Genomic DNA, 13472 nt, shown 5'->3' with positions numbered 1-13472 from the left:
TCATATTTTACTCATTTATAATTAAACCAAACCAACAGATGCAGATAATAGAGAATTCGACGGTCTACGATGCGATCATCGTTGGCTCGGGCGCCGGTGGCGGGATGTCGGCGAAGGTACTTTCGGAGGCTGGCCTCAAGGTAGCCGTAGTGGAGGCGGGGCCTTTCTTCGACCCTGCGAAGCCGGAGCACCAGACCCAGCTCAAGTGGTCGTACGAGAGCCCCAGGCGCGGGAAGAGCACGCGCTTCCGTCCCTTCGGGGACTTCGATGCCGCCTACGGAGGCTGGGACATCGAGGGTGAGCCCTACACCCAGAAGGACGGCACGGACTTCTCCTGGTTCCGTTCGCGGATGCTGGGGGGCAGGACCAACCACTGGGGGCGCATATCGCTGCGCTTCGGCCCCCAGGACTTCAAGCACAAGGACGTGGACGGCCACGGGGACAACTGGCCGATAAGCTACGACGATGTAAAACCGTACTACGACAAGGTGGACAAGATGATCGGGGTGTTCGGCACCAACGAGGGACTGCCCAACGACCCGGACGGCTTTTTCCTGCCGCCGCCAAAGCCAAGGCTGCACGAACTTTTTTACATCAAGGGGGCAAGGAAGAGCAACATCCCGGTGTACCCGTCACGGATGTCGATGCTCACCAAGAAGATCAACGAGGACAGGGGCGTGTGCTTCTACTGCGGGCAGTGCAACCGCGCCTGCCAGGTATACGCCGACTTCTCGGCCGGTACCTGTTTGATCTTCCCCGCGCAGAAGAACGGGGGGCAGATCGACCTGTACGTGAACTGCATGGTGCGCGAGGTGACCACGGACGAAGAGGGCCGTGCCACGGGCGTATCCTACATCAACAAGGAGGACAGGAAGGAGTACAAGCTCAAGGGCAAGGTGGTGGTGCTGGGGGCCTCGGCCTGTAGTTCGGCACGAATCCTGTTGAACTCCAAGAGCGACCGGCACCCCAACGGACTGGGCAACAGCAGCGACGTGGTGGGCAAGTACCTGCACGACTCGACGGGCGCGGACAGGGCGGGCTTCATCCCGGACCTGATGAACAGGAAGGTGTCCTACAACGAGGACGGGGTGGGCGGCATGCACGTGTACTCCCCATGGTGGGGGGACAACAGCAAGCTGGACTTTCCGAGGGGCTACCACATCGAGGTATGGGGCGGCATGGGGATGCCCAGCTACGGCTTCGGCTTCAACGTGAACGAGTTCAACCAGTTCTTCGGGACGAAGGTGGGGGGCTACGGGGACGTGCTCCGCAGCGATGCCAAGAAATACTACGGCGCAGTGGTGGGCATGGCCGGAAGGGGCGAGTCCATCGCAAGGAAGGAGAACTATTGCGAGATCGACCCCACCACGGTGGACGAGTTCGGTATCCCCGTACTGAGGTTCAACTACAAATGGAGCCAGTTGGAGATCAACCAGGCGCGGCACATGCAGGACACCTTCGAGGAGATATTGATCAACATGGGCGGGGAGCCGTTGGGCAAGAAGCCGGGGAAGGAGACCAACTACGGGCTGCACAACCCGGGGAAGATCATCCACGAGGTGGGTACCACCCGAATGGGCGACGACCCGAGGACCTCGGTGACCAACAAGTACCAGCAGCTGCACGATGTGGACAACGTGTTCATCGTGGACGCGGGGCCTTTCGTGTCGCAGGCGGACAAGAACTGTACATGGACGATACTGGCGCTCTCGATGAGGGCCTCGGAGTACATCGTGGAACAACTCAAACAACAAAACATATAGCGGAATGGACAGAAGGAAGAGCTTAAAATCGATAGTGCTGGGCTCTGTTGCGGGCGGACTGGCGATCCACGGTTGCAGGCCCTCGACGGAGGGCACGGAACTGGTGGAGGCGCCGAAGGTCACCTACCCGGGAAGGGTACCGCAGGAGCTGGAGCACATAGCTGAACTACGGGACGAACAGTTCCTGAACCCACACGAGCAGGAGACACTGACCATACTGTGCGACCTGATCCTTCCCCCATCGGAGGAGTACAAGGGGGCATCGGACGCCGACGTGGTGGGCTTCATCGAGTTCATGGCCAAGGACGTGGAGACGCTCCAGCCGGACATCCGTGGGGGGCTCATGTGGCTGGACCACAAGAGCAACACGGAACATGGCACGGAGTTCAAGAAGGCCACGGAGCGGCAGCAGAAGGGAATACTGGACGGTATCGCGTACTACGACCCAAAGGTGCCGGGCAACGAGAGGCCCTTCGAGGTGAACTTCTTCTCGTTGGTGCGGAACCTGACGATGACGGGCTTCTACACGAGCAAGATCGGGATGGAGGAGATCGGTTACAAGGGGAACCAGCCCAATGTATGGGACGGGGTTCCCGATGACGTGCTGGAGCAGCACGGTGTATCGTACGACGAGGAATGGCTGGCCAAATGCGTGGACCAGAGCAAGCGGGGCGTCATCGCAGAATGGGACGAGAACGGTAATTTGATTACCTGATCTACATAGAATAGCCAAACCTTCTTTATGGAAAATAGTACATAAAGTGGATTTGAGTTAGTTTAGTTAATTTGATGCAGGCTCCTTAAGGGAGCCTGTTTTTCACTGAAACAATCCTATTCAATTATTTTTCTGAAACGATTAAGTATTTTTATCAAAATAATTTAATATGTTCGTACATAAATACAAAATATAAATATTCACTTTATTAGGGTAAATATTGCCACACAATCAGCAAGCGGATATTTGAATCATTTTCATCCATATCATGACAACCAAACAAACTATACTATTTCTTAGTGCATCCATATTGTTAAGCTCTTGTAAAACAGATGGGACAAAGCTGAAAACCGAATCATTAAATGATAAAACGCCCTATGCTTATGTGAATACATTTATGGGAACAGCACCCTTGTTGGACGAGAAAATAATTGGCTATACCCCTCCAAAAGATTGGAGGGTATGGGCGGGATTGACCTTTCCAGGGTCATCTCTGCCGAATGCCATGGTTCAGGTCAGTCCGATCACCGAATATGGTACGGGTGCCGGTTACGAGTATGAGGATACCGAAATTTTGGGGTTTGCCCATACCAATAAAGGGCACTGGAACTTGTGCAACTTACCTGTATTGCCAATTTCCGCTCAGGCCAAAGCACCTTTTAAAGCAACTTTTTCCCACGATAATGAATCGGCATCCCCTGGTTTTTATCAGGTTCACTTACAGAATTACGATATCAATGTAAGATTGACTTCAACATTAAGGGCCGCTATCCACGAATATCAATATGAGGAGCCCGCGGGAAAAAGAATAGTGTTCGATTTGGGAACTGCCAACAATCATGTCTCTGATTGGGGAATCACCAAGGTTTCGTCCAACGAGCTGAGCGGTCATCAAAAGGTGGGAAGGGATAAAATTCATTTCTATGCCAGAATGGATGCGGAAATCGATAGTATCGTATCGACCAATCCCGGAGAATCTAAAGGTTATGCTATTGCACATTTAAAGGACGATGGTGAAGGTAAGGTTACCATGAAGATCGGATTGTCCTATGTTAATGAAGAGAATGCAAAGTTGAATTTGGAACAAGAAGTTGGGGCCAAATCCTTTGAGGATGTATTTGGGGAGGGCAAAAAAATATGGTCGGATTTTCTAAATCAGATTGAGGTCACGGGCGGATCGGAAAAGCAGAAAGAAATCTTCTATACCTCCCTCTATAAATCATTTCTATGGCCCGCCTTACGAAGTGACAGTAACGGAGATTTTGTCGATGCCGCAGGAAAAGTTCAAAACAGGGATTTTCACTATTATACCATCCCCTCATTATGGGATACCTATAGAAATAAAGTGGTATTGATGGAAATTTTGAGGCCTGAGGTAACTTCGGATGTGATTTCATCACTTATCGACAGGGGAGCTGTCACAGGATTTATCCCCACATTTTTCCATGGTGATCATGCAGCATCTTTTATAACAGGGTCCTATTTACGGGGAATAAAGGATTTTGACGTGGAAAAGGCATACGAGCTATTGCTCAACAATGCCTATAAAGAAGGTGGCACCCGTCCATATATCAAAGAGTACATGGAACTCGGGTATATATCAGAACCTAGAATTGACAATCCCAATACAGAATCCAAAGGGAAGGCAGGGGTGTCCAAAACCTTGGAATTTGCCTATGATGATTATTCCCTTTCCTTATTGGCCGAAGAAATGGACGACCCGGAACATCAAAAGGATTTATTGGCTCGATCCAAAAATTACAAGAACGTATTCGATAGGAAAACCAATTTTATGCGGGGAAGATTGGCCAATGGTGATTGGGTTGAACCGTTCAATCCTGAATACCCCTATTACGAATACATGTACCGAGAGGCCAATGCATGGCAGGTTTCTTTTTTCGCCACTCACGATATGCCTGGACTTATTGACCAATATGGGGGAGAAGAAAAGTTTGAAGAAAAGCTCGATTCACTATTTACCTATAAATGGAACCCTGACTATATCGCTCGAAACATATCTGGATTTATGGGACAATATAGTCAAGGAAATCAACCGGGACATGAAGCACCATTTTCCTATTATTTTATAGGAAAGCCAGAAAAGTCACAGGCGGTTATCGATAAATTGTTGTCGGACTATTATGGAATTGGTGAAGAAGGTTTGGCACTTTCCGGAATGGACGATGCAGGAGAGATGTCGTCTTGGTATGTGTTCAATGCCTTGGGATTGTATCCGTTTTCCCCTTCGGACCCTGAATATTTGGTCACCGTTCCCATCTTTGATACCATTACATGGAATTTGAAAGACAATAAGACTTTAAAGCTCATAAAGGATGGAGAATCCAGAGATTTGAAAGACATTTATGTCAATGGAGCCCGAACCAATGGCTTTTTCATTGACCATTCCCTATTTGATAAGGGCGGGGAGGTTTTAATTAAGACAGAAAACTAATCGTTGACCCACTTGTGTTGAAACAAAACCCTAGCTTTAAACCCTTTAAATGAACTGTAAACTCGTTTAATTCATTATGAAACCATATCTATATCTTACACTGTCCCTTGTTTTTTTGTTCACTTCCTGTAATACGGGTCAAAAGTCGGAGGAGCAGGGCAAAAGTCCAGAAGCCGTTTTAAAAACCAAATGGACCGATCAAGTAGATCCAGAACATGTTTTGCCGGAATACCCACGACCTATCCAACAGCGGGAGAAATGGATGAACCTGAACGGATACTGGCAGGTAGATACTTCTCCAAAGAAAGACATTCCCTTTGGGACCGACCTTTCAGATACCATCTTGGTTCCTTTTGCGGTCGAGTCTTATCTCTCTGGGGTTATGGAAAAAACCGATGATCTATTATATCGAAAAACCTTTACCGTACCAGAGGATTGGCGAGGGGACGAAGTGCTATTGAATTTTGAGGGCGTTGACTATCACGCAACCATTTACATCAACACACAAAAAGTTGGAGAACATAAGGGTGCATTTGATCACTTTTCATTTAATATCTCCGAGTACTTAACCACTGGGCAACAGGAAGTGATGGTCAAGGTACACGATGCCTCAAATGATGGGTTGCAACCTGTAGGGAAACAGGTAAAGGAACCTGAAGGTATCTTTTATACGTCGACTACCGGCATTTGGCAAACGGTATGGATGGAACCCGTTAAGTCCAATCATATAGAAACCTTCAAAATAGAACCTGATATTGACCAAGGTTTGGTTGATTTTATTGGACAGACTACGGAAGGGGATGGAATGATCAAACTGGTTCTGAAAGATGGGAATCAAACCATAGCTGAGGCAGAGGGTACTGCGGGGGAGCATATCAAAATAAATGTTCCAGAGGCAAAGTTGTGGACGCCTGAACAGCCATTTCTTTACGATCTGGAAGTTCAATTGGTCAATGATGACACCATTACGGATGAATTTTCCAGTTATGTGGCGATGCGTAAAATCAGTTTGGGAAAAGATGAAAACAATGATACCAGAATATTGTTGAACAACGAACCCTACTTTCAAGTCGGAGTCCTCGATCAGGGATATTGGCCAGACGGCTTGATGACACCGCCTACCGAGGAAGCTTATATATGGGATATTGAGACCTTCAAAAAGATGGGCTTCAACTTGTTGCGGAAACATGCAAAAACCGAAAGTCAGCGCTGGTACTATCTCTGTGATAAAATGGGTATGCTGGTTTGGCAGGACATGCCACAGGTCTATCCCCATGAGGATTTTGAGGAAAGATTGACATCTGAGGATAAACAGCAGTTTGAAAAGGAACTTGAGGCAATGATAGATGATCTATACAATTACCCCAGTATAGTGATATGGGTTGTTTTTAATGAAGGTTGGGGGCAGTATGATACGGAACGACTTACCCATTGGGTCGAAGAAATGGATGGGACAAGGCTCGTGAGCAATGCCAGTGGTTGGACCGATCATAATGTGGGGGACATCATTGATATGCACAGTTACCCTGGTCCGGATATTTATCCGGTCGAAGAAGAGCGGGCCACGGTCTTGGGGGAATTTGGAGGCCTCGGACTTGCATTGCCCGGACATCTATGGCAGGAAGAGAACTGGGGATACCGCGAAATGACGGACACGCTGGAGTTTAAAAATTCATATACCGAATTATGGGATAAAGTCTGGCAAATGAAGCACGATAAGGCGGCAAGCGCCGTTGTTTATACCCAAGTGTCCGATGTGGAAGGTGAAGTAAATGGACTGGTGACCTATGACCGTGAAATCATAAAATTACCAATCGATTTTTTTCGTGATATCCATACGGACAATATGATTTCCCCGGTTTCCATTTCGTATGACCACGCAATCTTTCAGGATAAAGAAAAGGTTACGTTGACCAACAGGAAGGGCGAGGCCATTTATTATACATTGGATGGTTCGGAACCGACACAAAGCTCAAATAAATATACATCACCTATATGGGTCGATGCCACCTCGGTTTTGAAGGCGAGGTCCATTGTCGGTGATGAAAAAAGTAAAGTAGTGCAGAAGCGTTTTGAAAAAGTTGATTCCTTGAACCCGCCTCAATCTAAATTGAGTGAAAACTTTGAGAAGGGTCTGAAGTATGCATACTACCATGGACAATGGGACAATCTTCCAGATTTTAGTGAACTCGAATCATTGGAAACAGGCATTACAGGTACCGTTGATTTGAGCAAAGCAACAAGGGATAGCAATTATGGCCTTACTTTCGATGGGTATGTTCGTTTGGAAAAGGATGGGATCTATACATTTCATGTTACCTCGGACGATGGTTCTAAGCTGTGGATTGCGGATAAAATGGTCATTGATCACGATGGTCATCATGCCATGGAGACCAAAACCATTGATCTACCGCTTCAAAAGGGGTATCATAAATTCTCACTTCAGTATTTTCAAGCTGGTGGGGGATTGGGTTTGGATGTAAAGATTGTAGGGCCGGATGGTAAGGACTTGTCAAAAGATAATTATACGCATCAATAAAATGGGCGTTCCTGTAAACTTCCTTGATTGAAAATGTTAATGAATATGAATGAAAAACCATATTTATAGTGCTATTTTTGAGGGTATGTGTAAACATTGATCTATCCTACCATATAACTTAGGTACAACATGAAATTTGAAATAGACCACAAGAGTCCAGTTCCGCTACATGCCCAAGTTGAGCAATTGCTCCGTGAACTCATTGCGAAGGAAGAATATCAACAAGGTAAAATATTGCCCAGCGAAGTGGAGCTCAGCAAACGATTGGCGATTTCCCGTTCCACCGTAAGGCAAGCCATCAAAAAACTGGTTTTTGAGGGGCTTTTGGTACGAAAGAAAAAAGCGGGTACACGGGTAGCGCCCCAGCCCGTAAGTTCGCGGTCCAACAACTGGTTGAGCTTTTCCCAGGAAATGAAAGTAAGGGGAATACCCATACGGAATTTCGAATTGCATTTAAGTTGGGTGCGACCGCCATCCAGTGTTATGGATTTTTTTAATATCCGTGAGGACAAAAAAGTACTTAAAATGGAACGGGTTCGAGGAAAGCCCGATGAGCCCTTTGTCTACTTTGTATCCTACTTTCACCCCAGGATCGGGTTAACAGGAGAGGAAGATTTTAAAATGCCCCTTTATGAAATGTTGGAACAGGAGCACTCCACCATAGCTTCCCTTTCCAAAGAAGAAATAAGCGCCACGGCATCCAATGAGTTGGTTTCCCAAAAGCTTGAAATTGAAAAAGGAACACCGGTCCTGTTTAGAAAACGATTCGTTTTTGATCAAGGAGAAAGGCCCATTGAGTATAACATGGGCTATTATAAATCGGACAGCTTTATTTATACGGTTGAAAGCAGTAGGTGATTAAATTGCCATATTCCTAAAATAAACGACCGAACCCGAACACTTTCCAAATAATAAAAACATTTTTTTGTCGAAATCTTATGTTTTAAATAGATTAAATTATTATGTTTGTACATAAGTACATTATTAATTATTGAAGATTTAATGATTCAAAAGGAAGAAAATAGCGAAAGCACATTGCAAATACATAGAAAGAGCGATCAATACATACTATCGCCCAAAGTTAGCTTGGAACGGCCGCAAAACTCCCAATACCATATTTACCCCCAACATCACCTTGAAAGTGGAAAGATCTTTGAAGGTTATGAGGGGCTCGTAGATTATATCATCAAACACAAAACCATTTGTCTTGATGGATTTTCGGGAATTGCATGGGACATTGTGGCACAAAAGATCAGAGATGTTCTCTTGGGAAAGGGTTTTACAGCAAATATCGTAAACATTGATGTATGCTTAAAGGACGAAAGGGAAATCAAATCCATGATCCAACCCTTTTTGGGAGAGGAAGAATCGGTATGGGGTAGAAAATGTGATCTTTCCCTTGTGGATTATTTTGATGGGGAAAAGTTGAAAGCCCTTCGGCCAGATCACCAAAGTGCAATCAATATAGCATACGGGAACGGGTCTAGTTTGTTGAATTGGGACGGTCCGTTGGTCTATTTTGATTTGCCAAAAAATGAACTCCAGTATCGAATGAGGGGCGGTTGTGCATCCAATTTAGGTATTTCCACAAAAAACGTGGATTTTAAAATGTACAAACATTACTACTTTATCGATTGGGTGGTACTGAACAAGGAAAAGGAGCGATTGGCCTCAAAAATTGATGTCATGGTAGATGCACAGTTCAATGACACGATTACTTGGTCCTATATGAAAGATATCAGGGAAGCCCTTACATCCATGGCCGAATCGGTATTTAGGGTCAGGCCTTGGTTTGAGCCGGGTGCTTGGGGCGGCCACTGGATGATGGACCACATACCTGGTCTGAACAAGGATGTCGTCAATTATGCTTGGGCATTTTCTTTGATCGTTCCCGAAAATGGACTGCTTTTTGAAAGTGATGGCTACCTTCTGGAAATTTCCTTTGATTTTTTAATGAACCAGGAATCCAAAAGGGTTTTGGGCAAGCACGAACCAACCTTTGGAACCGAGTTTCCCATTCGCTTCAATTTTTTGGATACCTATGAAGGAGGGAATCTGTCCATCCAATGTCATCCCAGCCTTACTTACATTCAAGAGGAATTTGGAGAAAATATTACACAGGATGAATGCTATTATATTTTGGACTGCAAGGAGGATGCCAGTGTTTACCTCGGTTTTCAAGAGAATATTGATCCTCAAAAATTCAAAGAGGACCTTGAGCGCAGTCAAGAGGAAAATAGTGAATTGGACATTGTTGACTATGTGCAAAAGCACCCATCCAAAAAGCATGACCTTTACCTTATTCCCAATGGGACGGTACATAGTGCGGGTTCTGGGAACATGGTGCTGGAAATCAGTGCCACCCCATATATTTTCACCTTTAAAATGTATGATTGGTTACGTTTAGATCTTGATGGGAAACCACGCCCCATAAACATCGAACACGCCTTTAAGAACCTGAATTTTGATAGGAAAGGGAAAAACGTACCCAACGAACTCTTTTCCAAAACCTATGTTTCGGAAGAATCTTCCAATTATAGGGTTACAAATTATCCAACCCACCCCGAACATTTCTATGATGTCCGAAGACTTGAATTTGATGCGATCATTGAAAGAAGCACCGAAAATTCATGTCAGGTGATGATGTTGGTCGAAGGTGATCAAATCCAATTGGAAACTGAAAACGGCCATGTGGAAACACTTGCTTATGCTGAAACCTTTGTTGTTCCGGCAGCTGCCAAAAGCTTCAAGTTGAAGAATTTGGGCGAAGGCAGGGCCAAAGTCATAAATGCATTTCTAAAATAAATACCATGAAAAACAAACGAAAACCTATTCAGTACTACAACTAAACGCACACAGAAAACTAAAAATTAGCTTAAAACAAACGTATGAAATCAATAACTAACTTTTTAAGGAATGGATGCCATTTTTGGAGGTTCTTTTCTGGAATTTCTTCAAATGAGCTGTCATTTAGCATAGCAAATGTAGATCGAGGGAGGGGCTTTATTGCAAGGAGGTCCTTCGTAACCGTTCTTTTTCTAGTGCTTGTTGCACATAGCGGATTGGCACAGGAAATTAATATTACAGGTACGGTAAGTGATGAAGTGGGGCCCATATTTGGGGCAAACGTCCTTATTAAAGGAACCACCAATGGAACCAGTACGGGCATGGATGGAGATTTTGCCCTAACTGGTAAGGAGGGCGATATACTGATTGTATCCTATATCGGTTATAAACCCAAAGAAGTCGTTGTTAACAATGATACGCCACTAACCATAACGCTTGAATCGGACACCTCCAATTTGGATGAGGTTGTCGTAGTTGGGTATGGTACGGAAAAGCGGGCCGATCTTACAGGGGCCATCAGTACCATCGATGAGACTGCCATTCAAGGAAAACCTGTCAGCAATTCCTATCAGGCGTTGCAAGGTGAGTCTCCAGGACTGATCATTCAAAATACAACATCTAGACCGGGCTCTGTGCCCCAGATAAATATTAGGGGTGTAAGTACCATCAATGGAAACACCCCCTTGATTGTGGTCGATGGTGTAATCGGTTCTTTGAACAATGTGAACCCAAACAATATTGAGAGCATAAGCGTTCTTAAAGACGCGGCCTCATCCGCCATTTATGGTTCCCGAGCGGCCAATGGGGTAATATTGGTGACCACCAAAAAAGGGAAGTCCGGGAAACCCGTATTTCAATACCAAGGGTCTTATGGCGTCCAGACACCGACCAATTTTCCTGAATTTGCCTCTTCTTGGGAGTATGCCACATTGCGTAACGAGGCTTTGGTAAACTCTGGTTTTCAACCAGTGTTTACACCAGAGCAAATCTTGGATTACAAGGAGAATGGTCCCAATGTATACTGGAACCGTGAGATTTACAAGGATATGGCACTGCAAAGTAGCCATAACCTATCCATGAGCGGTGCGGAGAATGGTCTTAACTATTTGGTCTCACTTGGTTATGTGGACCAAGAAAGTATGTTCAAAGGTCCGGATTATGGCTACCAACGTTATAATGCAAGGATTAATCTGGAAAAGCAGGTCAATGATAAATTGAAGTTGGGCGGACGTATGTCATTTGCTAGAAACGATATCAAGGATAACGCCTATTTTGAGGAATGGATCATAGAGCCCACCATGCGTATCCCTCCCATTTATGACATTGTGGACGCAAATGGTGATTACACGCTTGTGAGCGGAAGCAACAGCAACCCTTTGGCCCAACTTGAGGTAGGAGGAACGACAAAATACCAGAACGATGAGTTCTTGGGGAATTTTAGCATTGAATATGAACCCGTTGAAAATCTGATTCTTAAAGGGGTATTGGGCGGTAACCTGACCAGTAACAAAACCCATCAGTTTCGTAAGGCCATAGATTTTGCATACCCAGGCGGCGGAAACAACGAAAACTCCGTAACCGATAATTATAATAGGTCCCTGTATTTAAACCCTTTCTTGACGGCTAGTTACAGCAAGGACTTTAATGATAAGCATAGCTTCAACATGATGTTGGGAGCTTCGTCCGAAAGTTTCAAGAGTGAATTTTTTGGTGTCACTGGAATCGATATCCCTGGAAATGAATTTGGGGTGATCAGCAATGCCAGTGATATTCAGAGTGCCAATGGTTCCGGTAATGAATGGTCCATCCAATCCTTCTTTGGTAAAATTGGATATTCTTATGATGATAGGTATCAGATCAATGGAAACATCCGATATGATGGATCGTCCAGATTCTCATCGAAGAACCGTTGGGGTGTCTTCCCTTCCATATCAGCCGGTTGGACCATAAGCAATGAAACTTTTATGGAATCCGTTGATTTTATCTCGTTTGCCAAAGTAAGGGCTTCTTGGGGGCAATTGGGAAATCAGGATATCAACGATCTGTACGGTTACCAGAGTTTGGTCAATATTAACAGCAATGTGTACAGTTTTGGCGGCGTGCCTGTTTCCGGATCATATTATTCCGTAAGCAACAGTAATAGGACATGGGAGACATCAACCATGAAAAACTTGGGTATAGACCTTTCATTGTTCAATAGAAGCTTTGATGTAACCGTTGAGTTATTTGATAACCTCACAGAGGATATATTGCTCCAATTGCCAGTTCCAGGGACCTATGGTCTGGGACAGCCTTTCCAAAATGCCGGGTCGGTACGGAACAGAGGTTGGGAGTTGAGTTTGGGCTACAGGTTCCAAACAGGGGAAGTTGACCATTCACTAAATATTAATGTCGCCGATAACAAGAATGAGGTCGAAGATCTTCGAGGTCGCGAATTCATTAATGGTTTTGATGTGAATACCATTTTACGAGAAGGATATTCCATCAATTCCTACTACGCGTTGAAGAGCGATGGCTTTTTTAACACAGATGAGGAAATCGCCAACAACCCCACTCCAATTTTTGTAAATGATGTAGATCCCGGGGATATCAAATATGTCGATCGCAATGGAGATGGACAAATCGATTATGATAACGACCGTTTTATCCTTGGCAATGAATTTCCTCGATATACCTACGGCGCAACGTATGCCGCCAATTGGAACGGGTTTGATTTTTCAATCTTCGTTCAAGGTGTGGGACAGCGAAAACAATGGTTACGAGGAGAGGTGATTGAGGCTTTTCATAACAGCAACGAAGGACCGGTGTTCAATCGCCATCTTGATCGTTGGACCCCACAAAACCAGGATGCTTCATATCCTAGGCTCACGGTCGGAGCTGAGTCAGTGAACAATGCCGCCAAATCCGATTTCTACATTTTTGATGCCCATTATCTTCGAATCAAGAACATTCAGTTGGGATATACCATACCCGATCTAGCGGTTGAGAAAATGGGGCTGAGCAAAATTAGGTTGTATCTGACCGGCTTGAACATTGCCACATTTAGTCCGCTGAATGCTATTGGCGTGGACCCAGAAAATACAGGGGCAAGTGGAAGGGTATACCCCGTGTCCAGAATCTTCTCTTTGGGACTTGACATTAATTTCTAAAAAAAAC

The 13472-nt window shown here is 45.2% G+C and carries 7 protein-coding genes; all 7 read left to right on the top strand.

All coding sequences use genetic code 11. The features are described 5' to 3' along the window. Positions 1-38: 38 nt before the first annotated feature. Entirely contained in the window at positions 39-1763 is a 1725-nt protein-coding gene (locus GVT53_RS13150; protein WP_166248988.1) for a GMC oxidoreductase, read from the top strand. A gap of 4 nt (positions 1764-1767) precedes the next feature. Beyond that, entirely contained in the window at positions 1768-2478 is a 711-nt protein-coding gene (locus GVT53_RS13145; RefSeq protein ID WP_166248987.1) for a gluconate 2-dehydrogenase subunit 3 family protein, read from the top strand. Between the two features lie 268 nt (positions 2479-2746). After that, a complete protein-coding gene (locus tag GVT53_RS13140) occupies positions 2747-4930 on the top strand; it encodes a GH92 family glycosyl hydrolase (RefSeq protein WP_166248986.1) in 2184 nt (727 codons plus the stop codon). A 76-nt stretch (positions 4931-5006) separates the two neighbouring features. Next, positions 5007-7469 (top strand): PA14 domain-containing protein, encoded by a 2463-nt coding sequence (locus tag GVT53_RS13135; RefSeq protein ID WP_166248985.1) that lies wholly within the window; start codon positions 5007-5009, stop codon positions 7467-7469. Positions 7470-7598: 129 nt separating this feature from the next. Continuing rightward, positions 7599-8327, top strand: a complete 729-nt coding sequence (locus GVT53_RS13130; RefSeq protein WP_166248984.1) for a GntR family transcriptional regulator — start codon at positions 7599-7601, stop codon at positions 8325-8327. A 144-nt stretch (positions 8328-8471) separates the two neighbouring features. Beyond that, complete coding sequence (locus tag GVT53_RS13125) at positions 8472-10274, top strand: class I mannose-6-phosphate isomerase (RefSeq protein WP_166248983.1); 1803 nt, start codon at positions 8472-8474, stop codon at positions 10272-10274. 83 nt (positions 10275-10357) lie between these two features. After that, positions 10358-13465 (top strand): SusC/RagA family TonB-linked outer membrane protein, encoded by a 3108-nt coding sequence (locus GVT53_RS13120; RefSeq protein WP_166248982.1) that lies wholly within the window; start codon positions 10358-10360, stop codon positions 13463-13465. Positions 13466-13472 lie beyond the last annotated feature (7 nt).

The sequence above is a fragment of the Flagellimonas oceani genome, assembly GCF_011068285.1.
In the GTDB taxonomy this organism is placed as follows: domain Bacteria; phylum Bacteroidota; class Bacteroidia; order Flavobacteriales; family Flavobacteriaceae; genus Flagellimonas; species Flagellimonas oceani.
This window is presented reverse-complemented; position numbering and strand designations above follow the sequence as displayed.

Bases quoted from the DNA above. Each gene is read 5' to 3' on its own strand.
- GVT53_RS13150 (WP_166248988.1), top strand. From the start codon at position 39: ATGCAGATAATAGAGAATTCGACGGTCTACGATGCGATCATCGTTGGC.
- GVT53_RS13145 (WP_166248987.1), top strand. From the start codon at position 1,768: ATGGACAGAAGGAAGAGCTTAAAATCGATAGTGCTGGGCTCTGTTGCG.
- GVT53_RS13140 (WP_166248986.1), top strand. From the start codon at position 2,747: ATGACAACCAAACAAACTATACTATTTCTTAGTGCATCCATATTGTTA.
- GVT53_RS13135 (WP_166248985.1), top strand. From the start codon at position 5,007: ATGAAACCATATCTATATCTTACACTGTCCCTTGTTTTTTTGTTCACT.
- GVT53_RS13130 (WP_166248984.1), top strand. From the start codon at position 7,599: ATGAAATTTGAAATAGACCACAAGAGTCCAGTTCCGCTACATGCCCAA.
- GVT53_RS13125 (WP_166248983.1), top strand. From the start codon at position 8,472: ATGATTCAAAAGGAAGAAAATAGCGAAAGCACATTGCAAATACATAGA.
- GVT53_RS13120 (WP_166248982.1), top strand. From the start codon at position 10,358: ATGAAATCAATAACTAACTTTTTAAGGAATGGATGCCATTTTTGGAGG.